The sequence below is a fragment of the Pseudomonas sp. MUP55 genome (assembly GCF_034043515.1).
GTDB lineage: Bacteria > Pseudomonadota > Gammaproteobacteria > Pseudomonadales > Pseudomonadaceae > Aquipseudomonas.
The window spans coordinates 3,017,485-3,038,459 of record NZ_CP138214.1 but is presented as its reverse complement, the minus strand read 5'-3'; the positions used below and the strand labels follow the sequence as shown (position 1 = coordinate 3,038,459).

Sequence of the window (20,975 nt, the reverse complement as noted above, 5' to 3'; positions counted from 1 at the left end):
TCAATGGAAAGAAGCGAAGCTGTTCTCATCATTCGAACTCTGGTCGAGAGCATTTCGGCACAACCAAAACAGTTCACTATCAACGTTCAGGCAACAGCTGTTGGTCAGAGTATTTCGACCAGTGGCGGTATCGGCATGGTGGTCAATGCTACTGGTGGAGGGCCTGGGTCTTCGGTGATAGGTAATCAAGTGAGAGTCGGCAGCGCTGACATCAAGATTGCTTATGAAGCCGCAGATACCGCTATAACTCAGCAAGTGCAGGGCCTTATTGACTCGCTTTCAGAACTCGCAAAGCAGCTTGAATCAGAAAAGCCCGACGAGGGCCTTATTCATAAAGTCATAAGCTCGTTGAAAGACTCCTGGGTTCCGCCGTTGATCATCGCTGTAGTAAATACAGTTGCTGGGCTTGCTCTTGCCTGATTGAAACGAGCTCAATGCCCGATCATCTGGTACTGAATGCAGCGAGCAGGGTAGGTTGTCAGCCGTTTTCGCCGTCGTCTTCGGCGTTCATTTGGAGCGATTCGGCGAAACCTGCTTGCCGTAATTTGAGCGCCACGTTTTCCGATACGGTCAAACCGTGGCGCTTAATTTCGAAGAGTGCCGCGGACTTCTCGGCGCCGAGCGAGTGGGCGTATGCGATCAGGCGCCAGATGGTCGCCCGACCCTTTGTCTCGCCCAGCTCTGCGGTGACTGCCGCCAGCCGGTCACGCATTCCCTGGCGGAAGTAGTGACGGATTTTGTCGGACGGCCCTTTGACTCTCGGCGGCGCCGGAGGCAGATCCACGGCCCGGGCGTTCAGCACCAGCAGTTGCACCGCCTCGCTGACTTCCTCGATCTCATGCCAGAGCATCAGCTCGTCGAGCATCTGCCTGGTGCCGTACGGGACCGTGTGCCGCATTTCCTGCTCGCCCAGTTCCTGCCGCTTCTCGGCAAGCTTGGCTGTTCGTTCTTCCTGTGTCACAGCCATAGCCTACCTCTTCTATTCCGCTGGCCGGCAGTGCGAGCCAGGTTTGTCGTTTGCGTTGCTGGGTGCGGGCTATGCGGCGCATGAATCGACCTTCACCTGATGCCAGGCGCCGACGGCTTCGAAGATCCGCGCGGCGTGTTCCTCGTCCAGCGACATGACTTCAGGAATGGCGATCCAGCCAGAAGCCACCATCTGGCTCTGGTTGGCTTCGTCGCGCAGCTGTTTGTAGCAATGCTCGATCACGTCTTCCAGGTGGTCGGAGAGGTAGACGCCGTCGGGCGCTACCTCCACCGATTTGCTGTACCGGTCTCCGCGGGCGTCGATGCAGAGGGCGCTGAGGTAGATCGTCCAGCGGTGGGGAATGCCACAGACGGCCTGACCGATCTTCCCGGGCGCGATGTTCTTCAGCGACTTGTAGTTGATCATGCCCTGTCGGCCACTGGGGTCGATGTTGACCACCGCGACGTGGTTGGCGGCCAGCAGCGACCGGCAGGACCGGTCAATGCGGGCTTTGAGGTTGTGCGGCTTGCGCTTGCTCATAAAGCCTCCGCGAGTTTGCGCAGCGCTTCACGCTCGGCCCGGGTGATGAGCGGCTTGCGGCGCTTGAGGATGGTTGTCGGATCGACGAATTCCGAACGCTTCGCCGGCGCTGGATTGATCGCCGGGCTATCGCCGATGGTGAGCTGGCCGCCGGCGGCCAGGTGCCGCCGGACCTGACTGGAAAGCTCCAGCGCTTTTTCGCGCCGGAACTCGATATCAGATCTGAGGTTGCTGATCATGCTGCCGCCTTGCCGAGTGTCACCCCGGCCATGCTGAAGTTTGCACCCTGCGCTGCGACCATCGCGTCGAGCGCTTCCCAGTTGACCAAAAGCAGCGTGATCGGCGCCTGACCATATGCCACTGCTTTGATCAGTGCCTCGAAGTCCGTTACGTTGGCCTGCAGCGCTACCTGCTCCACCGTGTGGCTCGGCACAGGCTTTGTGGCCTGGCCGACGGGCGCCGCCTTGACCGGAGCGGTGCGGACAGGCTCTGGTGTCGCCACCTTCTCCACGACAGGCTCTGGCTTGATGGTTGCCAGCTGCTGGGCTTCCTGCTCTTCGGCGATGCGCTTCGCTTCGGCCTTTACCTTCTCCGCCTTCTGGTGTTCGGAGATTCGGAATTTGATCAGCGTCACCAGGTCATCATTGGCCTTGGTCACCAGCTGCTGCACGTCGTTGAACAGGAAGGCGTAATCAACGGCGAGCTCCGCCAGGCTGGTCAGGTTCAAGCGAATACTGTCCGCTGCCTGACTGGCGTCGATCTTCGCCCGGGCAAGCTCGGTATCTACCGCGTCCTGGAGGCTGGCGATGGTGCGCTTGTTCTTCATGGCGCCGGCGAAGTCCGAAACGACATGAGGCAGCGTGACCTTGCCAAGCGTCTTGTTGATTGCGGCGATGTGATCCGCCAGCGCCAGCTCGGCTTTTTGCTTGATGTTGGTCTTCACCAGCAGCTCTTGAGCCTTCACCAGCTTGTCGACTTTCAGGCGTGTCTCGCGAGCATGGGCACTGATGCGATCCAACGACGAAAACAGCTCGTCGATGCTTTGGGTCTGCGACAGGGCCTGCTTTTTGGCGACGGCGACAGCCTCTTCAACGTCGCCGCACCATTTGACCGCCTTCTTGGCGTCGGCGAAGTCTTGGTCGGTAGAGAGCGTGGTTTTCACCGAGTCGATGACAGCCAGGGCCGAGTCTTCAAACACCTTCAGGTTGCTGGCGGTGACCATGCCGGTCAGCTCGATGCGCAGCGCTGGCAGCTCATCGGGTGCCTTGCCGACGACGATTGAAGGAGCGTCAGCCATCTCGAAATTGGCCAGGTCTGCCTCGAACTGTTTCCAGCCCTCGATCAACTGGGCCGCGCGCCCGGCGACAGGGCGGTATTCCATGTGCACGAAGTTCTCCGGCGTGCCGTCCGAACAAACAAAGATCACTCGCTCGGCGCCGCTGACCAGCAACTGCTGCTCAAGCTGCCAGTAGTAGTGCGGAGCTAGTTCTCCGGCTTTCACCTGGGCCACGACCGACTCATTCCAGAGTTTGTGCTCGAACAGTGTCTCGCCGAGCATGGTAGCGCCGTCCATGGAGGCCAGCAGGTTGCCCTCGGTGGCAACGATCGGATACAGCTCTTCGCCGATCAACGCCTCAGCCAGTGGACGGGCCAGCGCTTCAGTGGCGTGGCCTTTGTCGAAGATGAACTGCTGCGACGGCGTGACATCGGGCGTGATGCCGGTCTTCTTGGCCGCCAGCAGATCGCTCCGGGTTTGGTACTTCGAAGCCCCCATCATCGCCGGGGCCTCAGAGGCGGTACGGAACTTGGCGCGAAGGGCAAGCCACTCGGCGGAGCCTTGAGCTACGTTGTGAATTTTCATGCTGAATCTCCATCGAGGGCTTTGAGGTTGGTGATTTTTTCAATCTGCGCCGAGCTCAGCATGTACTTGCTGCTGATGGTCGCAATGAGGTGTTCAGGACTGGTGCGGTTCGAGTCAATTAGTGGCTGCCACTTCACGATGTTCTCGGTCAGCAGTTCGTCGGAGTAGGCGGGCAGCGCTTCCGGTTCAGGCTGGGCTTGCTGTCGCGGGCTGACATCGCGCGCCGGCTCCTCGAACGCCTTGCCTTCCATCTCGTCGGCCGTTGGCGCTGAGCCGACTTCAGGAAAAGCTTTGCGCAGGGCCTGGGCCTCGGCGCATTTGGCGAGCTGGGCAAATGCTCGGCGCTTCCACATGGCGTTGACGGGATCTTCTTCGCGCTGAGCAAGGCCAAGATCATCGAGGAGCTGCCGCTGCTCACTGATAAGCCGGACACTGCTTATCGCATGCTGAAGGCCCTGGAAGAGGCCGGCTTGATTGAGCTTTCCAGTACTTCGAACATCACGCTTTTCCGCCTCACAGAGAAGGCCGTCGAGTGGAACCAGAAGCTGGATGGGTCGGAAAAATATCCGACCCCACCAAAAGCCAAGGGTCGGAAAAATATCCGATCTACCTCGGAAAAATCTCCGAGCAAGGTCGGAAAAAAATCCGAACAAGGGTCGGAAAAATCTCCGACAAATCAGGATACCAATCATCAGGGTACCAATCAGGACACCAGTCAGGACTTGCAGGACGCCACCGGCAAGCCGGCTCAGTCCCGCGGTCTGGTGCTGGTGGTTGATCGCACCGAAACCCCACGGGTCGAGATCCCCGCCGACATGCCTGGCCCCAAAGACCAGACCTGCAAAACCTTCAAGGTCTGGGCGAACTACGCCATGGCTTACCGCAAGCGCTACAGCGCCTGGCCTGTGTGGAATGCCAAGGTCGGCGGCCAGCTCGGACAGTTGGTAGACCGTCTCGGCGCCGACGTCGCCCACCACGTCGCTGCCCACTTCTTGAAAACCAGCGATGCCGCTGTGCTGCGCAAGTGCCACAGCCTCAACGAGCTGCTGGCCAACGCCGAGAGCTATCACACCCAGTGGGTGACCGGGCAGCGCATCAACGGCACAACCGCCCGCCAGATGGAACGGACAGAGGCGAACCACTCCGCAGCGGAGCAGGCCGCCCAGATGGTTCTGGCCAAACGCCAAGCAGGTGACCGTAATGAATACCTTTGAAATGAATGACCAGCAGGTTGCCGGGCTGGCCGCCGCCATCTGCGCCACCGCGGAGGCCATGGGCCAGGAAATGAACCCGGGCACTGCCGCGATGATGGCTGAAGACCTCTGTGCGTATCCGGTGCCTGTCGTGAAAGCCGCACTGAAGGCTTGTCGCTTCGAGGTGAAGGGCAAGCTGGCGATGGCCGACATCCTGCAACGCGTCCAGTCCTCCGACGGGCGCCCGGGCAAGGACGAGGCCTGGGCCATCGCCATGACCACCAACGACGAATTTGAAACCGTGGTGCTGACCGACGAGATCCAACTGGCACTGGCTGCCGCGAAACCCATCCTTGATGGCGGCGACAGAATCGGTGCGCGCATGGCGTTCATCGACGCCTACCAGAGGTTCGTGAGCCAGGCCCGCGAGGATGCTAAGGCCGTCAACTGGCACGTTTCGGTCGGCTTTGACGCCAACCGCCGAATCCAGGCTGTCACCAAGGCGATGGAGCTGAAGCGCATCCCACGCGAGCACGCCCAGAAGTACCTCGCGGACCTGAGTATCGAGCCCGTCACGGAAGATGGCCGCGCGATTGCGGGTTTGCTTACTGGCACCGTTACGCGGCCAGCGCCGGCGCTTCGCCAGAAGCTTGAGTTGGTGAAGTCATCGATGCTGGAGATGCGCACCGCCAGCGCCGAGAAAAAAGACGAGATGCGCATTGAAGCAGCCAATGAGTTGGCAGATCGCCGGGCGTTCCTTATCAAGCAGGCCCGAGAGCTGGAAGAGAAGAGGGCGGTGCAATGACCGACAAGATCAGCGTCAACTGCCAAGCCAAGCTCTCTGAGGCGATCACTAAGTTGAGCGCTATGTACCGGGACAAGAAGTTTGTGGTGGTCTCTCTGCGCCCAGGCAAGGATCGTACGCTCGACCAGAACCGGCTGTGGTTCGGGATGTACAAGCGCATCGCCGAGATGACCCAGATCGGTGACGCGGCCGACGCCCGCCGGTACTGCAAGCTTCACTTCGGTGTGCAGATCCTGCTGAACGAGGACGCTGGGTTCCAGGCCGAGTGGTACCGGGTCATGCGCCATCTGCCATACGAGACGAAGCTGGCAATGATGGGCGAATGCCATTTGTTCGGCCCTGACGGCTTCCCTGTGACCAGCCTGTTCAACCGCGCCCAAGGCATCAATTACACCGACCGCATCACTGCCTATTTCACAGGCCAAGGTGTGGTTTTCACTGATCTACTCAGCAAGGAGGCTGCATGATCGCCAAGCAACCCAGACCGAAGAAGTGCAAGAACCCCGCATGCGGCATCAGCTTCCCGCCGCAGCGCCTGGGCCAAGCTGTTTGCAGCCCGAAGTGCGGCCTGGCCATCAAGGACGTGAACCAGGCGAAGGCGCGTAAGTCGCTGGCCCAGGTTGAGCGCCGCGAGATCAAAGTCCGCAAAGAGAAGCTGAAGAGCAGGGCGGATCACCTGCGCGAAGCCCAGGCCGCGGTTAACGAGTACGTGCGTCTGCGTGACGCGCACCTGCCCTGCATCAGTTGCGACTCGAGGCCGAACGACAATGACCTCATGACCGGCAGCCGTTGGGATGCCGGGCACTACCGATCCGTTGGCGCATGCCCAGAGCTGCGTTTCGAGCCGCTGAACATCCACCGACAATGCGTGAAATGCAACCGCAACCTGTCCGGCAACGCCGTGGAGTACCGGATTCGTCTGGTGTCGCGCATTGGCGCCGAGAAGGTCGCCTGGCTGGAAGGTCTGCACCTAGCCTGCAAGTACACCGAGGAAGAGATCAAGGCCATCAAGGCCAAGTAACAGCCCGGAAAAGACCGCTGTATATGAGTCGGGCATCGTGACTCGCTCGCCAGTGCTGGATGCGATCGCCTCCGGCAGCCAGGGCACCGCCGAGATCAGCTACTGGCAGGATCTGAACGCTGATGAAGCTCCGAACATCAGCAACGACGACCCGAACGACCAGGGCGAAGTCGGCAAGGTCACCCAGGACAGCATGCGTGCCCGCGTCCTGTACCTCAACAAAGGCTATGGCGTTGCCGACCTGACCGCTGAGCTGGCGAACAGCGAGCCTCAGCAGCAGATCCGCAACCGTTTCGGCACTTACTGGACCCGCCAGTGGCAGCGTTACACCTTGGGCGCGGCTCGCGGCATCATCGCCTCGAACATCGCGAACAACGGCGGTGACATGGTCATCGACGCGGGCGCGACCATCAGTGCGAACGCCTTTCAGGATGCAGCCTTCACCGCCGGTGACGCGGCCGACCAGTTCGGTGCGATCGGCGTGCACTCGGTGGTGATGAACCAGATGGTCAAGCAGGACCTCATCGAGTACCTGCGCGACTCCGACGGCAAGATCATCCTGGCCACCTACCTCGGCAAGCCGGTGTTCATGGACGATGCCCTGGTGTATGGCGCGGGCAAGTATCTGTCCGTGTTCTTCGGCCAGGGCGCTTTCGGCTACGGCGAAGGCACTCCCAAGGTGCCGGTAGAGCTGGAGCGTAAACCAGGCGGCGGTAACGGCGGTGGTGCCGAGGTGCTGTGGGAGCGGAAGACCTACATCCTCCAGCCCGCCGGCTTCAGCTGGAAGGGTTCTGAGGCTCAGAACCTCAGCCCAACCGCGACTCAGTACGCAGCCGCTGCGAACTGGCAGCGCGTATTCAGCCGTAAGCAGGTCCCGTTCGCCGCTGTCATCAGCGGCACCACCACGCCGTAATCCGGCCCACACACCCTGGCGTCTTTACGGGCGCCGGGATGCTTTTGAGGTGACAAATGAAAGTGATCTACACGGACAAGCCGGGCAAAGAGCGCGGCGTGTGCTACCGCCTGTTGGGCGAGTTCTTCGGCGTTATCGGCACTGCCACTGAAGTGGTCGTCGATGGCGATGCCCCGAACATCTTCGACGCCTACCAGGCGGCCGGGATCAAGGTGTCCGACGGCAAGGAGTCGGAGAGCAAAGAAACCGACCCTCTGAAAATGAAGGTCCCCGAACTGAAAGAATGGCTGACCGAGAAGGGCATTGCGTTCGACCCGTCCGCCAAGAAAGAAGACCTGCAGGCCCTGGTGCCAGCGGAATAAGGACAAGCACATGACCGATTACATTACCGTTGCCGATGTTGACGCCTCGCTGGGTCCTGGTTGGGCCGGCACCGGTGATCCGGTCCTTGCTGTGACCATGGCCAATGCCTGGCTCACGGCCAAGATTAAGCGGGTTGTTCCTGATCCGGTCCCGGCCGAGATCAAAACAGCCGGCGCCCAGGTTGCCAAAGAGGCAGCAGCGGGCAAGCTGTACACAGCAACGCAGAAGGAAGTGCAGAGCAAGACGGTCTCGGCTCAATCCGGCACGTCCGTGAGCAAGACCTACGTGGCAGGCTCTACCGACCAGTCGGCGGGCGTCAACTTCGCCCTGGCGCTGCTAGAGCCGTGGATCAAGCGTTCCGGCGTGATGATGCTGAAAAGGATCTGATCATGGGCATGCGCGAAGAGATCCAGGCCGAACTGGCGGAAGCGTTCGACGATCCCGATGGCCTGGCCGATGCTGTCAAGCCGGTGACAGGCGTGCGCAAGGTCGCTGGCGAGTATGACTCCGATCTGGGCGGCGAAACGCCGGAGACCACCGTGACGTACTCGGGGCGCGGCGTCCTCGGGGGCTACCTGTCCAAGGAAATCGACGGCTCCCTCATCCAGACCACCGACAAGAAGTTGCTGGTGCTGCAAAACGAGCTTTTCGTGTCGGAGGCCGGGGTTCCGACGGCGGTACCGGCTGCCCCGACCATTGGCGATATCGTCAACGGGCTGCGGGTGATGGACGTGTCTGCGGACCCTGCTTATGCAACGTGGACAGCGCAACTGAGGAAATGACATGGCGACCCAATCCGGCAGCTTCGCCCTGAGCCTAGCCGAGTTCGCCGCCCAGACCAGCGAAGCCATTGACGCCAGTGTGCGCGAAATCATCATCGAAGTCGGCAGCAGCTTGATTCGCATGTCTCCAGTGGGTAACCCGGAGATCTGGGCACAGAACGCTGTGGCGACCCAGTACAACAAGGCCGTCGACGATCACAACAGCGCACTGCGCAGTGATCCGGCCAACCTCACGAAGGCCGGAAGGCTCAAGAAAGGCCGCAAGCTCAACGACGGCATGGACATCAAGGCGCCCGAAGGCTACGTCGGCGGCCGGTTCCGCGCGAACTGGCACATCTCGCTGGGCGTGGTCGAGAGCGTTACCTTCGACGAGGTGGATCCGAGCGGTGCCGAGACTACCGCGGCGCTGGTCGCAGCAATGAGCGACTTCACCGCCGGCCAGATGGCCTACATCGTCAACAACTTGCCCTACGCGATCCCGCTGGAGTTCGGCCATTCCACCCAGGCCCCCGGCGGCATGGTCCGGGTAACCGTGGCTCGCTTCCAGCAGATCGTGCTGGAGGCCATCAGGAACAACCAGGTATGAGTCACGCAATCATCGCCTCGATCTACGAGGCCAAGCTCATCGCCTGGAACGCTGCTAGGTCGGAGAAGCTGAAGATCGTTTTCGAGAACACGGCCTACACGCCGGCGGCGGGCGAGACCTACCTGCGAGCCTTCACTATCCCGGGCGACACTGCGAGCAACACGCTCGGCGGTGATCACCGGCTGTTCACTGGACTGTTTCAAGTCAGCATCATCGCACCGGCGGGCACCGGCAAGGCGAAGACGAATCCAATAGCCGCTGAAATGACCGACCTGTTCCCTCTCTACGCGCGGGACACGAAGGGCGCGGTCACCGTGGTGACCATGTCGCCAGTTGACCCAGGGCCAGGCATCACCGGCGATTCCACCTACACCGTCTCGGTCTCGTTCTCGTATCGAGCCGACACCAATTGAGCGGCATCGCGCTAGAATCGATGCACGCATATGGGTAGGTAGAGGCGACACCATGGATGAAGATACAAAGGCACGATTACAGTGGCTGGATGAATCTGCCGACGATCACGGCTGGAACAACCGCGACGAGATTAGTGCCAGCGAAAGGTGCATCTGCACTGCCTGCGGGCAATGGTCTACGCCGAGTCAAATTACGAAGTGGTATCTGGAAAAGCATGCCTGCTGCCCTTCCTGCGGTCTTACCGGCGTAGTTGTTGGCTCTAAGTCTGGGCTGCCGCTTGAGGCTTACGAAAACTGTCGTATTCCTGAGTAACTAACAGCCAAATAATTCGCCCATTGGGCAACCCCAGATACCCGCCATCGAGCGGGTTTTTTCATATCTGCAATGAGGAAATACCCATGGGCTACAAACTCCCGAACGGCGGCACCTTCCAGCACGCCGCTACCTACGGCGCGGCACTGGCGTTCGCTGCCATCAGCAATGCGAGCGAGGCTGTGGCTACTGTTGTAGGTGGCACCATTGCTGAAGGCTGACGCCGGCAAGCAGGTCGAAGCCGCACGCCTCAACCTGCCCGGCAACGACACTCTGCTGTACGGCACCTACACGTCGTTCTCCAAGCAGCCAGCGGTGTCCCGCAACAACCTGCTGACCCGTACCGTCAACTTGGCCCTTCAGTCGGAGCCGACCCGTTACCTGACTACGGCGGTGTAACCCATGGCCAAAATTCGTATTGCGCAAAGCGCTACGTTCAATGCGCCGGTGCTGATTCCAATCGTCGGCAGCGCGCCTGAGAAGGTAGAGTTCACCTTCAAGTACCGGGATCGTGCTGAGCTTGCCGCTCTGTTCGATGAATGGAACGACAAGCGGAAGAAGGCACAGGCCGCGCTGGGCGATAAGCCGTCATGGTCGGAAATTGTTGCCGTGGATACCGAGCAGCAAACTCAGCAGATCAAGGACCTGGTGGTCGGCTGGGGCTTCGATGACGAATACGACGACGACAACATCGTCGCATTCGTGAAGTCCTGCCAGGGTGCTGCCGAGGCTGTCGTCAAGGCTCACGAGGGTGCATACAGTCAAGCCCGCCTGGGAAACTGACCGACGCCGCCCGCGCCATGTACTCGCCAAGCGTGCCCGACGCAATTATCGGCATGTTCGGCCTTGCCCCTGGTGATCTGGTTGAGGAAGTGGAAGTCTGGCCATGCAACTGGCCAGCCTTCCTCCTTTTCAACCGCATGTCCACCCAGTGGCGAGCAGGCGCAGGCGGCGCGATCGGTCTCGACTACAACTGCATCCGGGACGTGGCAGGGTTGCTCGGCATCAAGAAAAAGAAACTCGCTGAAATCTTCCCTGACCTTCAGGTGCTGGAAGGCGAAGCCCTGCGCGTTATGGCGGAGGAAAGGGAAAACAGCCCGTAACCACGGGCACTTATTCAAGGTGAGTCGATGAACATTGCAGAACTCGGCGTCAAGATCGACTCGGCCGATGCAATCCAGGCCAAAACGAGCCTTGATGAAATGGCGAAGGCCGGCGGCCGGGCCGAGCAGTCCGCCGTTTCGCTGATGAACGAAATGCAGGCGCTGGAAAAATCGCTTTCCGTCAGTGCCAAAACCACCCAGGACCTGGCAAAGCAGCGTGATGCTCTCGCCAAGCTGACCAAGACCGGTGCCTACGGTGAAGCCGAGGCCGCGAAGATCTCTGCTCAGCTCGATAAGCAGCAGATCGCCCTGGCCAAGTCTGCGATGGACGAGCAGAAGGCGCTGAACAGCCTGCTGGGGGCGATTGACCCGGCCCGCGCTGCATTGGCAAAGCTGGACAACCAGGTCGAGCAGCTCGGCAAGCACCTCGACGAGGGGAGAATCAGCCAGGACCAGTACAACAGCGCCCTGAGTAAGATCGATAAGGATTACGGAAAGCTCGAAAAGACCGCCACCGGTTTCGACAAGCTGCGCCTCGGTACCCGCCAGGCCCAGGAAAACGTCGTGCAACTGGGTAACGCGCTGTCTTCGGGTGACTGGGGTAGCGGCGTTCGCGCCGTTGCTCAGTTGGGCGCAGGTGCAGGCGCTGGTGCTGCTGGCCTGCTCGCCATCCTGGCGCCGCTGGCGTTGGCCACTGCCGCTGTGGGCGGCCTTGCCGTTGCGTACTACAAGGGCAGCGAAGAGCAGGACCGCTACAACAAATCACTGATCCTGACTGGTAACTACGCCGGCGTGAGCGCTGGTCAACTGGGCGACATGGCGCGGCAGGTGAGTGCGACCGTGGGCTCCACAGGCCAAGCTGCTGCAGTTCTGGCCATGCTTGCAGACAATGGCAAGATTGCTGGCGAGAGCTTCGAAGGCATCACCCAGGCCGCCGTATCGATGCAGGAAGCGACGGGCAAGGCTGTCAGCGAGACAGTTGCCGAATTCGTGAAGCTGGCCGACGACCCGGTCAAGGCATGCGCACGATCACGCCTACGGGCAGCACCTCGCTGCTCAAGCGACCGTTTGTGCATGGCGCCTGGGACTGCTGGCAGATCTGCGCTGACTGGTATCAACGTGAGTGGGGCCTTGAGTTCGAAGCATTCCAGCGCACCGATGGTTGGTGGGAGAATGCGGAGAACGCCAGCCTGTACGAGGCGAACTACGAGGCTGCAGGTTTCGTGCGTGTCGACCGCCCACAGCGTGGCGACATGATCGTCATGCAGGTTGGCCGCACCGTTTACCCGAACCATGCCGGGATCTACCTGGGCACTGATCCGGCGCTACCTGGCGAAGAGTCGGGCGCGTTCGGCCCTGGCCCGTTCCTACTGCACCACCTGTACGGCAGGCCTTCCGAGATCATCGTCTACGGCGGGCCCTGGCACGATCGAACGCGCCTGATCCTCAGGCACAAAGACGCAAACCAACCAACATGACGCGGCACGGCCGCAGGAGCGAGGTATGCAAGCAGATAGGCCGGCTCCACCGCATTTACCTTTGCGGGCAGAAGACATCCCCGTTTCACCCTCTATGGTGGAAGCCGGGCTGGCAGTTCTTGAGGAGACCGATGATCGGCCGCTCTCGAGATTTACGGTCGAAAGAGCTTTTCAGGCGATGTGCCTGTGCGGATTTCTAGAATCTGTGCGCGCGTCTTAATGCCCCTAAGGATCTCAGCATTCAACGAAATCGCCTGCAAGATTCTCATGAGCTTATGACACTGATCCCTTAGCTCGCTTATTTTGAGAATCGCGTTTGATTTATTGGCATTCTTTGGCTTGATCAGGTCGGTTAATGAGGCGGTTGCTCCTTCATTTAGGCCCCATTGCCAATGTACGATTTTATGCCTGAGGCTGCTTACAGCGTCGAAAGCTTTTAGCGTGTATAGCAGATCGTCTGTTGCCTGCTGATCGTGGGTTTTTAAATCAGATATTCGCCTCTGAACGTACCGGACCATCCCCGCCATTGAGATGTTGGCTTCAACTGAAAGCTTTTGAGCATCCGCCACTGGCATTTTGAGGAAAAAGGCGAAGAGGTTAGATATTTGCCATTCGACCGCTGAATAATTAACGATGAACTGCCCCATCGCATGCAGATGCTCGTCTGAAGGGCCCACATTGTATTGTCGTTCCCAATCGATGCTAAAGGGATCTCTCGGCTTGAAACCACTATCGCTCACATTGACCTCCAAGTCATAAACGCGCCGTTATTGGCGCAACCCCAGTCCTTGGGCTTGCAGACGAAGGACTGAAGAATCCTAGTTTCCACTAGCGGTTTATTACTTTGTCGTAACTCAATTCCCACGTATCACAAACGTCTGACAATGCAGCACATTTTGAATCGCCAATCAGATATGCCATATCCTCCAGCAGATCTTTGGAGGTATTTGATTTTGATCCACACGACTGATTATAGAATTTTGAGCCGACCATCTTTGAACGGAACATCGCCAATACAAGCAACGCCCATATGAAAGCATCCGATTTGGGCACCCACTTTTTTAAGACCCTGGCGAACCTGATTAATCGCGCTCTAATTTTGTTGATTTGTGGGACTCGATCTTTATTCGCTGGTTTCATCGACTCACTCCTTGACGGCATAACGCTACTACGGCGCAGCTCCACCCAGTTACTGGCATTCCATCCACACTGGATGCCTGGACAGGCTAGCCGGTATTGGTGGCTCATTGCTATCCTCGTATTTTGAAAACCGAGGGAATAGAGCGCAATGCAAGGATACGATCGAGAGTCCAGCTTTTACAAAGTGACATTTCACTGGGTTGATACAGCTACCGGCCAACCTGTCATTCATAAAGCTTCGGAATTTCACCCTGGGCAGAACATTGGGATAGTAAGGCAGTATTTTGCTGAAAATACTGGAGTTATGATCGAGACCGAACCTTTTTGGTATGATCTGTTAGAGATCGTGGATGCGGATGTTGGAATCGGATTCCAATTCGCGATCGGGACCTATGATTCGTCCAGGCCAGGATTTGTATACCTTCAAGCGCGCTATGAAGATTTCGTAATAGAGCGTGAAAGAGCATACCGAGGGAGCTTTGATTAGAATTGTCTTCACTAAGCCCGGCCCTGCGCTGGGCTTTTTTGTATTTGGCCGCCTCAGTGCTACAGTCCCGCCAAACCAAAGAGGGAACGACATGCGGATTTTTATAGCTGCGGTAGCGGTGGCGATGCTGGTGGGGTGTGCCTCATCGGCGATCTCGGTGCGGGATGCGAAGCCTGTCCCGTCGGACGAGGTCTATGCCTTCCAGACTAAACCAGTTGGCGAGAGCGGAAAAGTCACCGTGGTGCGCGACTCCGGCGCGGTCGGTTCTGGCTGCGACATCGTTGTTTATGTCGACGGCCGCCGGGCTGCAAAAATCGGGACTGGTCAGCGGGCCACATTCTACCTTCCGCCGGGGTCGCCCAATCTCGGCGCAGGCCTGGCTGGCTCCGGCTTGTGCGCAGGCGCTGCAATTCGAACCATCGCAGCAACGGTGCAGCCAGGCAAGGAAAGCCTGTACCGTATCAGCGGAGACATGTCCGGGTTCTACATCGGTCCCTATGTTGACTACAACTGAACAACGAGAACCACAAGCCGCCTTCGGGCGGTTTTTTATTGCCCGGAGAATTTGATGCAGACATCAGCGATCAACTACCAACCGATGACAACGGTTCGCCTACACGGGCAGCTACGGCAATTTGGGACGACTTTCAGGCTGGCCGTGAAATCTCCGGCGGAGGCGATCAAGGCTCTTTGCGTACAGATCCCCGGCTTTGAGCGATTCCTATCAAATGCCAAATCACGAGGGTTGGAGTTCGCGGTCTTTCGAGACAAGCGCAATATTGGCGAGAAGGAGTTGACCTACAACGGTGCCGGTGACATTCGTATCGCGCCAGTAATAGTGGGCAGCAAGCGTGGGGGCATACTCCAAACAATCGTCGGGGCGATCCTGATTGTGGTCGGGGTGATCTTCTCAGCTACACCGTTCGGTACTCCGCTCATAGGCGCAGGCATCGGCCTTGTCGCCGGCGGCGTGATCCAGATGCTCAGCCCCCAGGCCGGCGGCCTCAAGACCAGCGCGGCGCCCGAGAACACACCGGGCTATGCCTTCGGCAGCGCGAAGAACACCACCGCGTCAGGCAACCCGGTACCGCTCTGCTACGGAGAGCGGCGGGTGGGTGGCGCGATCATCAGTGCCGCCATTTATGCCGAAGACCAGATGTAGGAAGGTCACGGAGGATTGGCTGTGGTGGGCCTTGTCTGTTTCCTAAAGTTAGATGTTCGAATGTATCTAGCGAGCTTCCATAGTCCGTTACCGATAGCCGCCAATACGACAACCACCAAGAAGTCGACAATTCGTGCTCCGATGAGCTCAGGCGTCATAAATGCGGAAAGCATTTTCACTGTGGTTACGAACATATATACGGTGAAAATCCAAAAACCGACTGACACTGCGTAAACCGGCATCGAAAGAGTTGTGCGTAGCCAGGTGGGGGCTTTATTCATCAGCAGTTACTTCCTTGAAGGCTGAGTGGAGCGCCCCATGGTAAGGGCTTCTCGCGCCAAGTCCAGTACCGTTACCGTCATACAAAATGCCACCACACCGCCCACGAGGCGGTTTTTTATTGCCTGGAGAAAAGCATGGGCGCAGCACTCAAGATTGACATCCACGGCGCCAAGGGCGGCGAAGACAAACCAAAAACGCCGACGGAAGCACCGGATAGTCTGCGCTCGGTCGCTATCGCCAAAATGCTTATCGGCGTAGGGGAGGGAGAGTTCGAAGGTACGCCGACGGCCCGCGACATCTACCTTGACAACACTCCGCTGCAAGACCCCCAGGGCAACATGAACTTCCCAAACGTGAGGTGGGAGTGGGGCACCGGGGCCGTGGACCAGACCTATATCCAGGGCATCCCGTCTGTCGAGAACGAGACCACCATCAGCACCGAGCTGCGCAGCGGCACGCCTTGGGTGCGGGCGATCAGTAACAACCAGCTTTCCGCCATTCGCGTGCGTTTCGCCTGGCCTGCGCTCCAGTCCGTGGATACCGCAGGAAATATCAACGGCTACAGGATCGAATACAAGGTTGAGCTGGCCACTGATGGGGGCGCCTATCAGCAGGTGCTGAGCGAGGCTGTCGATGGCAAAACCACCAGCGTGTACGAGCGCACGCGCCGTATTGATTTGCCCAAGGCCGCTGCCGGTTGGCTGCTGCGCATCACCCGGATCACTCCAAACCAGAACAACAACAAAATCTCGGACACCATGCAGATCGCCGGCTTCACCGAGGTGATCGACGCGAAGATCCGCTACCCGAACACCGCGCTACTTTACATCGAGTTCTCCGCCGAGCAGTTCCGCAGCATTCCGGCCGTAACAGTCGAGACCAAGCTGAAGAAGGTGCAGGTGCCGAGCAATTACGACCCCGTGGCGCGCTCGTACAGCGGAGTGTGGGACGGCACCTTCAAGCAGGCCTGGACCGACAACGCGGTCTGGATGACCTACGACATCACTACCGCTGACCGCTTCGGCCTTGGCCGCCGCATCAAGCCTTGGATGGTCGACAAGTGGGAGCTGTATCGGATATCGCACTACTGCGACCAACTGGTGCCGGACGGGAAGGGGGGCCAGGAGCCGCGCTTCATCTGCAATTTGAACCTGCAGAGCAAGGCTGACGCCTGGTCGCTGCTACGTGACATCTCGGCGATCTACCGGGGCATGACCTACTGGGCCCAGGGTCAGGTCTTCACCCTTTCGGATATGCCGCGCGCCACGGACTTTGACTTCGCCTACACCCGTGCGAACGTCATCGATGGCAAGTTCACCTATTCCAGCGCATCGGAACGCACCCGCTACACTCGGGCGCTGGTCAGTTACGACAACCCGTTGAACAACTATGACACCGATGTCACGGCGGTGACCGATCAGAAGCTGCAGCGGCGCTACGGCGACAATCCGCTGGAGATCAGCGCCATCGGCTGCACTCGCGAATCCGAGGCCCAGCGCCGCGGCAAGTGGGCGCTGCTGACCAACTCCAAGGATCGGGCCGTAACCTTCAAGGTTGGTTTGGACGGGCGTATCCCGTTGCCTGGGTATGTGATCCCGATCGCTGATGAGCTGCTTGCAGGCCGACCCGTGGGTGGGCGCATCTCGGCGGTGAACGGCAAGGTCATCAAGCTGGACCGCGACACCCAGGCTAAACCTGGTGATCGACTGATCCTCAACCTGCCGGACGGCAAGTGCGAGGGGCGCACCGTGCAACTGGTCAGCGGCCGGCAGGTTACCGTCACTGTCGCCTATTCGGTTACGCCTGAACCTGAGCTGGTGTGGGCGCTGGATGCCGATGACCTGGCCATCCCGCTGTACCGCGTGGTGAGCGTGGCCCGGCCAGAGCCTGGTGTGTTCGAGATATCGGCGGTTCAGTACGACCCGAGCAAGTTTGCGCACATCGATATCGGCACCATCCTTGAGACCACTGATGCACTGGTATCCCAGGTCCAGATCATCGAAACCAAGATCGAAGAGATCGACGGCAAGGTGTTGGCCACCGCGACCTCGGTTGAGGCGCTGCGGTCTGCCGCTCGAGGCGATGATGGCGCCGGCGATCTGGCTGACGCGATCAAGGGCTGGACGTCCACGGCGGATCTGGCGGTCGAGCGCAAAACGCGAGCCAGCGAAAACGATGCGATGGCCCAGCAACTGCTCACCCTCAGCGCTCAGGTTGGCGACAACAGGTCGTCGCTGACCGTTCTGGAACAAGTGGTGGCCAGCAACCGCGAGGCTTCAGCAGCGCAGATCACCCAACTGAAGAGCGATCTCTCTGCGGTCGATCAGAGGGCAACCGGTAACGCCCAGGCCATCACAAGCCTGGACACCAAAGTAACCAACCTCGACGGGAGAATCACATCCCAGGCTTCGAGCAACGAGGCGCTGCGTGCTTCGGTGCGTGGTGACAACGGCTCTGGAGATCTGGCAGGCGCTATCAAGGCTTGGGAATCTACCGCCGCCATCAGCACAGAGAAGAAGGTGCGAGCGTCTGAGATCGAGGCGCAGGCCAAGGTTTCTGAGACGCTGCAGTCGAGCATCGGCCAGACAAGTGCATCGGTGCAGTCGGTGAGCGAGACGGTCGTTCAACTCAACGGGAAGGTACTTGCACAGACGACCATGAAGGCCCAGACAATTGTCGATGGCCGAAGGGTTGTATCTGGCCTGGCCTTTGGTGCGAACGGGGATCAGTCGGAGTTTTTGATCTTCGCTCAGCGGTTCGCCGTCGTGAACGAGATTAGCGGAAAAGTTGATCCGATGTTTGTAATTGAGAACGGCCAAGCCATCTTCAATACCGCAATCATCAGCAAGGCGTTTATCGAGCAGATAATTCTCGGAATGAGCCTTAGGTCTGCGGCTGTAGACGCCTACGGAAATCCATTGATTGAGTTGAATATGGCAACAGGCTCGTTCGCCCTGCGCGGAGTCAAGGATGGCAATACATCGGTTCTGAATAGTAGCGGTATAAAATTCACTTATGCCAACGGTATTGACGGTATTGACTTGAGTCTTTGATATGGTCGGATTGGTAATTAGGGATAAGAACACCGGCGTTGTCAAAATTGATATGACAACTTTGATAAGCCAGACAACGGGTTTTGTGGAGACAAATGGTCAGAATGGTGAAATACAAGTTCCTGCACCACCAGCCGGCCGCTCTCTCTTCTTTACGGTGTCCCCACTCGTGGACTTACAAATGGATAAGGGCAAGCGGCCGGGCGTGGTCTTGAGTGGAACGTCTCTATCTTGGGTGTATTCATACAACACGGCGGGTTGGGGTTTTTTCTCCGCGAATTGCCGAATTTACTATGGGTATTTCTGATGTCGAACGCCAAACTTGTGGTGAAAAAACCAGACGGCTCATTGCTGTACGATACAAGCAATATTAGCTACGGACTGGTAAAGAGTGGTTTTCTAGCTTTCAATTCGAACTGGAGGAGATGGGTCTTACGAGGAATTAACGTAGATCCGAATTTGGCAAGTAGTTGGCAGGAGTCTGGCTTGCCAGGGGATGATCAGTTCGGTTTTACAATTGAAAGCCCGCAGTCCCCCATTGTTTTCCTTGTGGGAAGAGGGACCGCTACCGGTGTGGGAGTGTCCGGAAGCGCGAAAACATATTTGTATGCTGGAGCGAGTGCCGCAACCAAGTATTACTGTTTTGATTTGATGAGGAACGATAGCTTGCCGAGCCCTTGGCTCAAAACTAGATTACAAATCTCCGGCCAAATTACGTTCAACTCCAATCAAAATCCAATGAACGTTGTTGCTTCAATACGCGCACCTGACCCTGGCCCGCTGGATAGGTTTGGAAGACCGGCTTACACATACGTTGGAGGACGAAACGAAAGGATTGCATTTCAATCTCAATCCGGTTCCGCAATTGCCCACAGTTTGGTTGATATTAACTTAGATGCAGGTACGGAATATGCCGCTTTTCTGCAATGGAGCAGGTCGTGCGGCATTATCGACGCGAGCCCGCAGGCGGGTGGAGGGGGGCCGTTAGTATACGGTGTGACTGAAGGCGCATTCGGAAGAGTAGGCGGAATCAGTTTCTTTTTTGCCCCGCCAGGTAGGACCACTCAGGATAGTTGGCCAACAACGAACACTGGCGTTGGTTACTCATATCTAAATCTACCAACAACCAGATATCCATCAGCCTTGGTAATCAAAACAGCAGGGCTTCCATTTCCTTTTAATTGAATCAGCAGATTTCCTGCACCTACTGCTTTGGGAGTAACTATGGCTTCTTGGTTTTCAGAAGGTACCGTTACCATTACTAATGGCAACGCCACTGTAACTGGTGCTGGTACGAAGTTTTCCAATTGCCGATCGGGCGATATGTTTGTGGGCCCGGACAACGGTATCTATCAAGTGATCAATCCGTCGAGCGACACCTCTGTGTCGATTTCGCCGGCTTATCGCGGAGCGACTACTGCTGGCGCGTCATACGGTATCGTGCCGGTAAACGGTTACCCAAAGGCTTTGGCCGATGCGGTCAACCTTCTCGTTCAGCAGTGGGGAGCGACTCTCGCCGGCCTGGGTACCGTGTCTACCGAAAACGTAGTGCCAGTGACCAAGGGCGGTACGGGCGGCACCAGCCAGGCAGCCGCTCGGTCAGGACTCGGTCTAGGATCGGCCGCCACGCTCACGGCTGGATCAGCACCGGGTAACGTAATGCTGGTTGGTGACGTCGCATCTCCGGCGGCCAGCACTATCAACACATACGGGAACTCATTTCAGACCTGGTCGTCGGCCACCGCCGGAGCTCCTGAAACCTCGACTCAGGGCACAATGATCAACGCTGGCTACAACAGCGCCACATATGGGTCGCAGATCCTAATGTCATTTTCCGGACGGATGTACTTTCGTTCCGGCACGTACCAGAGCGCGATAATGCGCGAGGTCTACCACACCGGTAACACCACCAAATCCGCTGACGGCACACTCAAGGCGATCTAAATGACAACTCGCGCAGCAGTAAACATCCTCGGCGCTACTGGCGCTGTCATCGATATCACTTCCCTGGGCGTGGATACGATCACCACTGAACACCCGGGTCCCGGCCAATACCTTGTCTACGGCACGCTCGGTATGGCTCCGCCGCCAGAAGGATGGGGCTACGTGCTAAATCAGGCGGACGCCGGTTGCTCAGTGGCGATCAGCTACAACGATACGGTGCTTGCGGTGAGCATCGCCAAGGAAGGTGAGCCCGCGGATCTGGCTCACAGCATCACCCTGCACGTGGCGGTCGATGCCTTGCCGCCCCAGGAGGCACCACAATTGCCGCCGCCAGTAGTAGATCCACTGGAAGCCGCCCAGTCGGAAATCACCCGGTTGCGCTCGGCAGCTGACTACGCGATCGCTCCGCTTCAGGACGCTGTCGATGTCGATGAAGCAACCGATGCAGATCTTGCCGAGCTAAAGGCGTGGAAGAAGTATCGCGTAGCGCTCAGCCGAGTGATCGACCAGGCGAATTATCCGCAAACAGTCGATTGGCCCGTGGTCCCCACGTAACCGTCGCAGCACAA

Annotated in this window: 27 protein-coding genes and 4 pseudogenes; 24 read left to right on the top strand and 7 right to left on the bottom strand. The window is 58.4% G+C overall.

The genetic code is table 11. From position 1 onward, the window contains the following. Positions 1–3: 3 nt before the first annotated feature. Positions 4–420, top strand: a complete 417-nt coding sequence (locus tag SC318_RS13690) for a hypothetical protein (protein WP_320427195.1) — start codon at positions 4–6, stop codon at positions 418–420. 58 nt (positions 421–478) lie between these two features. Here SC318_RS13690 and SC318_RS13685 read toward each other — a convergent pair whose 3' ends face one another. The 5 genes from SC318_RS13685 to SC318_RS13665 all read right to left on the bottom strand — a co-directional run bounded on the left by SC318_RS13685 (position 479) and on the right by SC318_RS13665 (position 3,721). Next, positions 479–967, bottom strand: coding sequence for a hypothetical protein (locus SC318_RS13685; protein ID WP_320427194.1), 489 nt, complete (start codon positions 965–967; stop codon positions 479–481). Between the two features lie 69 nt (positions 968–1,036). Beyond that, complete coding sequence (locus SC318_RS13680; RefSeq protein WP_320427193.1) at positions 1,037–1,507, bottom strand: hypothetical protein; 471 nt, start codon at positions 1,505–1,507, stop codon at positions 1,037–1,039. Beyond that, the gene (locus tag SC318_RS13675; RefSeq protein ID WP_124386783.1) at positions 1,504–1,746 is read right to left on the bottom strand and encodes a hypothetical protein; all 243 of its coding nucleotides are present in this window, start codon (positions 1,744–1,746) and stop codon (positions 1,504–1,506) included. Before SC318_RS13675 ends, SC318_RS13680 begins: the two co-directional genes overlap by 4 nt. Beyond that, positions 1,743–3,368, bottom strand: a complete 1,626-nt coding sequence (locus SC318_RS13670) for a YqaJ viral recombinase family protein (RefSeq protein ID WP_320427192.1) — start codon at positions 3,366–3,368, stop codon at positions 1,743–1,745. Before SC318_RS13670 ends, SC318_RS13675 begins: the two co-directional genes overlap by 4 nt. Further along, a complete protein-coding gene (locus tag SC318_RS13665; protein WP_413817561.1) occupies positions 3,365–3,721 on the bottom strand; it encodes a recombinase RecT in 357 nt (118 codons plus the stop codon). The genes SC318_RS13670 and SC318_RS13665 overlap by 4 nt, the downstream gene beginning before the upstream one ends. A 9-nt stretch (positions 3,722–3,730) precedes the next feature. On the opposite strand from SC318_RS13665, the pseudogene SC318_RS13660 reads away from it, so the two are divergent. From SC318_RS13660 to SC318_RS13585, 16 genes and pseudogenes are all read left to right on the top strand, one after another. Continuing rightward, positions 3,731–4,582: pseudogene (locus tag SC318_RS13660) on the top strand (phage replication protein); the annotation flags it as partial. After that, on the top strand, positions 4,569–5,366 hold the full coding sequence (locus tag SC318_RS13655; RefSeq protein WP_320427191.1) for a hypothetical protein: 798 nt from the start codon (positions 4,569–4,571) through the stop codon (positions 5,364–5,366). The pseudogene SC318_RS13660 and the gene SC318_RS13655, both read left to right, overlap by 14 nt. Continuing rightward, positions 5,363–5,833, top strand: a complete 471-nt coding sequence (locus SC318_RS13650) for a hypothetical protein (RefSeq protein WP_320427190.1) — start codon at positions 5,363–5,365, stop codon at positions 5,831–5,833. Before SC318_RS13655 ends, SC318_RS13650 begins: the two co-directional genes overlap by 4 nt. Beyond that, complete coding sequence (locus SC318_RS13645) at positions 5,830–6,387, top strand: recombination protein NinG (protein WP_320427189.1); 558 nt, start codon at positions 5,830–5,832, stop codon at positions 6,385–6,387. Before SC318_RS13650 ends, SC318_RS13645 begins: the two co-directional genes overlap by 4 nt. A gap of 37 nt (positions 6,388–6,424) precedes the next feature. After that, complete coding sequence (locus tag SC318_RS13640) at positions 6,425–7,300, top strand: major capsid protein (protein ID WP_320427188.1); 876 nt, start codon at positions 6,425–6,427, stop codon at positions 7,298–7,300. A gap of 56 nt (positions 7,301–7,356) precedes the next feature. After that, positions 7,357–7,662: a HeH/LEM domain-containing protein gene (locus tag SC318_RS13635; RefSeq protein WP_320427187.1), complete on the top strand. Its 306-nt coding sequence runs from the start codon at positions 7,357–7,359 to the stop codon at positions 7,660–7,662. Between the two features lie 10 nt (positions 7,663–7,672). Next, the gene (locus SC318_RS13630) at positions 7,673–8,050 is read left to right on the top strand and encodes a hypothetical protein (protein ID WP_320427186.1); all 378 of its coding nucleotides are present in this window, start codon (positions 7,673–7,675) and stop codon (positions 8,048–8,050) included. Between the two features lie 2 nt (positions 8,051–8,052). Further along, entirely contained in the window at positions 8,053–8,445 is a 393-nt protein-coding gene (locus SC318_RS13625) for a hypothetical protein (protein WP_320427185.1), read from the top strand. A gap of 1 nt (position 8,446) precedes the next feature. Further along, on the top strand, positions 8,447–9,031 hold the full coding sequence (locus tag SC318_RS13620; protein WP_320427184.1) for a hypothetical protein: 585 nt from the start codon (positions 8,447–8,449) through the stop codon (positions 9,029–9,031). Next, on the top strand, positions 9,028–9,444 hold the full coding sequence (locus SC318_RS13615) for a phage tail terminator-like protein (RefSeq protein ID WP_320427183.1): 417 nt from the start codon (positions 9,028–9,030) through the stop codon (positions 9,442–9,444). The genes SC318_RS13620 and SC318_RS13615 overlap by 4 nt, the downstream gene beginning before the upstream one ends. Before the next feature lie 52 nt (positions 9,445–9,496). After that, the gene (locus SC318_RS13610) at positions 9,497–9,757 is read left to right on the top strand and encodes a hypothetical protein (protein WP_267864082.1); all 261 of its coding nucleotides are present in this window, start codon (positions 9,497–9,499) and stop codon (positions 9,755–9,757) included. An 86-nt stretch (positions 9,758–9,843) separates the two neighbouring features. Further along, positions 9,844–10,156 (top strand): annotated as a pseudogene (locus SC318_RS13605) (phage tail tube protein). A 3-nt stretch (positions 10,157–10,159) separates the two neighbouring features. Further along, entirely contained in the window at positions 10,160–10,540 is a 381-nt protein-coding gene (locus SC318_RS13600; RefSeq protein ID WP_320427182.1) for a phage tail assembly chaperone, read from the top strand. Between the two features lie 17 nt (positions 10,541–10,557). Continuing rightward, entirely contained in the window at positions 10,558–10,860 is a 303-nt protein-coding gene (locus SC318_RS13595) for a DUF1799 domain-containing protein (RefSeq protein WP_320427181.1), read from the top strand. Positions 10,861–10,887: 27 nt separating this feature from the next. After that, positions 10,888–11,886, top strand: a pseudogene (locus SC318_RS13590) (phage tail length tape measure family protein); the annotation flags it as partial. Beyond that, a pseudogene (locus tag SC318_RS13585) lies at positions 11,868–12,338 on the top strand (NlpC/P60 family protein); the annotation flags it as partial. The pseudogenes SC318_RS13590 and SC318_RS13585, both read left to right, overlap by 19 nt. Before the next feature lie 152 nt (positions 12,339–12,490). Here SC318_RS13585 and SC318_RS13580 read toward each other — a convergent pair. Continuing rightward, entirely contained in the window at positions 12,491–13,078 is a 588-nt protein-coding gene (locus SC318_RS13580) for a hypothetical protein (RefSeq protein ID WP_320427180.1), read from the bottom strand. Between the two features lie 88 nt (positions 13,079–13,166). Then, on the bottom strand, positions 13,167–13,478 hold the full coding sequence (locus SC318_RS13575; RefSeq protein WP_320427179.1) for a hypothetical protein: 312 nt from the start codon (positions 13,476–13,478) through the stop codon (positions 13,167–13,169). 148 nt (positions 13,479–13,626) lie between these two features. Between SC318_RS13575 and SC318_RS13570 the strand changes: the two genes are divergently transcribed. The 7 genes from SC318_RS13570 (at position 13,627) to SC318_RS13540 (ending at position 20,961) form a co-directional block, all read left to right on the top strand. Further along, positions 13,627–13,965, top strand: a complete 339-nt coding sequence (locus SC318_RS13570) for a hypothetical protein (RefSeq protein WP_320427178.1) — start codon at positions 13,627–13,629, stop codon at positions 13,963–13,965. A 91-nt stretch (positions 13,966–14,056) separates the two neighbouring features. Beyond that, a complete protein-coding gene (locus tag SC318_RS13565) occupies positions 14,057–14,479 on the top strand; it encodes a hypothetical protein (RefSeq protein WP_320427177.1) in 423 nt (140 codons plus the stop codon). A gap of 54 nt (positions 14,480–14,533) precedes the next feature. Then, positions 14,534–15,127 carry a tail assembly protein gene (locus SC318_RS13560; protein WP_320427176.1) on the top strand — a complete coding sequence of 198 codons (594 nt, stop codon included), beginning with the start codon at positions 14,534–14,536 and terminating at the stop codon, positions 15,125–15,127. A gap of 416 nt (positions 15,128–15,543) precedes the next feature. After that, positions 15,544–18,462: a TipJ family phage tail tip protein gene (locus SC318_RS13555; protein ID WP_320427175.1), complete on the top strand. Its 2,919-nt coding sequence runs from the start codon at positions 15,544–15,546 to the stop codon at positions 18,460–18,462. A gap of 306 nt (positions 18,463–18,768) precedes the next feature. Continuing rightward, positions 18,769–19,647 carry a hypothetical protein gene (locus SC318_RS13550; protein ID WP_320427174.1) on the top strand — a complete coding sequence of 293 codons (879 nt, stop codon included), beginning with the start codon at positions 18,769–18,771 and terminating at the stop codon, positions 19,645–19,647. Between the two features lie 39 nt (positions 19,648–19,686). Next, on the top strand, positions 19,687–20,406 hold the full coding sequence (locus SC318_RS13545) for a phage tail protein (protein WP_320427173.1): 720 nt from the start codon (positions 19,687–19,689) through the stop codon (positions 20,404–20,406). Further along, complete coding sequence (locus SC318_RS13540) at positions 20,407–20,961, top strand: tail fiber assembly protein (protein ID WP_320427172.1); 555 nt, start codon at positions 20,407–20,409, stop codon at positions 20,959–20,961. It begins immediately after the preceding gene. Positions 20,962–20,975: the final 14 nt, after the last annotated feature.

What these genes read in the sequence shown, in the direction of transcription:
- SC318_RS13690 (WP_320427195.1), top strand. Translation starts at nt 4, where the DNA reads ATGGAAAGAAGCGAAGCTGTTCTCATCATTCGAACTCTGGTCGAGAGC.
- SC318_RS13685 (WP_320427194.1), bottom strand. Translation starts at nt 967, where the DNA reads ATGGCTGTGACACAGGAAGAACGAACAGCCAAGCTTGCCGAGAAGCGG.
- SC318_RS13680 (WP_320427193.1), bottom strand. Translation starts at nt 1,507, where the DNA reads ATGAGCAAGCGCAAGCCGCACAACCTCAAAGCCCGCATTGACCGGTCC.
- SC318_RS13675 (WP_124386783.1), bottom strand. Translation starts at nt 1,746, where the DNA reads ATGATCAGCAACCTCAGATCTGATATCGAGTTCCGGCGCGAAAAAGCG.
- SC318_RS13670 (WP_320427192.1), bottom strand. Translation starts at nt 3,368, where the DNA reads ATGAAAATTCACAACGTAGCTCAAGGCTCCGCCGAGTGGCTTGCCCTT.
- SC318_RS13665 (WP_413817561.1), bottom strand. Translation starts at nt 3,721, where the DNA reads ATGTGGAAGCGCCGAGCATTTGCCCAGCTCGCCAAATGCGCCGAGGCC.
- SC318_RS13655 (WP_320427191.1), top strand. Translation starts at nt 4,569, where the DNA reads ATGAATACCTTTGAAATGAATGACCAGCAGGTTGCCGGGCTGGCCGCC.
- SC318_RS13650 (WP_320427190.1), top strand. Translation starts at nt 5,363, where the DNA reads ATGACCGACAAGATCAGCGTCAACTGCCAAGCCAAGCTCTCTGAGGCG.
- SC318_RS13645 (WP_320427189.1), top strand. Translation starts at nt 5,830, where the DNA reads ATGATCGCCAAGCAACCCAGACCGAAGAAGTGCAAGAACCCCGCATGC.
- SC318_RS13635 (WP_320427187.1), top strand. Translation starts at nt 7,357, where the DNA reads ATGAAAGTGATCTACACGGACAAGCCGGGCAAAGAGCGCGGCGTGTGC.
- SC318_RS13630 (WP_320427186.1), top strand. Translation starts at nt 7,673, where the DNA reads ATGACCGATTACATTACCGTTGCCGATGTTGACGCCTCGCTGGGTCCT.
- SC318_RS13625 (WP_320427185.1), top strand. Translation starts at nt 8,053, where the DNA reads ATGGGCATGCGCGAAGAGATCCAGGCCGAACTGGCGGAAGCGTTCGAC.
- SC318_RS13620 (WP_320427184.1), top strand. Translation starts at nt 8,447, where the DNA reads ATGGCGACCCAATCCGGCAGCTTCGCCCTGAGCCTAGCCGAGTTCGCC.
- SC318_RS13615 (WP_320427183.1), top strand. Translation starts at nt 9,028, where the DNA reads ATGAGTCACGCAATCATCGCCTCGATCTACGAGGCCAAGCTCATCGCC.
- SC318_RS13610 (WP_267864082.1), top strand. Translation starts at nt 9,497, where the DNA reads ATGGATGAAGATACAAAGGCACGATTACAGTGGCTGGATGAATCTGCC.
- SC318_RS13600 (WP_320427182.1), top strand. Translation starts at nt 10,160, where the DNA reads ATGGCCAAAATTCGTATTGCGCAAAGCGCTACGTTCAATGCGCCGGTG.
- SC318_RS13595 (WP_320427181.1), top strand. Translation starts at nt 10,558, where the DNA reads ATGTACTCGCCAAGCGTGCCCGACGCAATTATCGGCATGTTCGGCCTT.
- SC318_RS13575 (WP_320427179.1), bottom strand. Translation starts at nt 13,478, where the DNA reads ATGAAACCAGCGAATAAAGATCGAGTCCCACAAATCAACAAAATTAGA.
- SC318_RS13570 (WP_320427178.1), top strand. Translation starts at nt 13,627, where the DNA reads ATGCAAGGATACGATCGAGAGTCCAGCTTTTACAAAGTGACATTTCAC.
- SC318_RS13565 (WP_320427177.1), top strand. Translation starts at nt 14,057, where the DNA reads ATGCGGATTTTTATAGCTGCGGTAGCGGTGGCGATGCTGGTGGGGTGT.
- SC318_RS13560 (WP_320427176.1), top strand. Translation starts at nt 14,534, where the DNA reads ATGCAGACATCAGCGATCAACTACCAACCGATGACAACGGTTCGCCTA.
- SC318_RS13555 (WP_320427175.1), top strand. Translation starts at nt 15,544, where the DNA reads ATGGGCGCAGCACTCAAGATTGACATCCACGGCGCCAAGGGCGGCGAA.
- SC318_RS13550 (WP_320427174.1), top strand. Translation starts at nt 18,769, where the DNA reads ATGTCGAACGCCAAACTTGTGGTGAAAAAACCAGACGGCTCATTGCTG.
- SC318_RS13545 (WP_320427173.1), top strand. Translation starts at nt 19,687, where the DNA reads ATGGCTTCTTGGTTTTCAGAAGGTACCGTTACCATTACTAATGGCAAC.
- SC318_RS13540 (WP_320427172.1), top strand. Translation starts at nt 20,407, where the DNA reads ATGACAACTCGCGCAGCAGTAAACATCCTCGGCGCTACTGGCGCTGTC.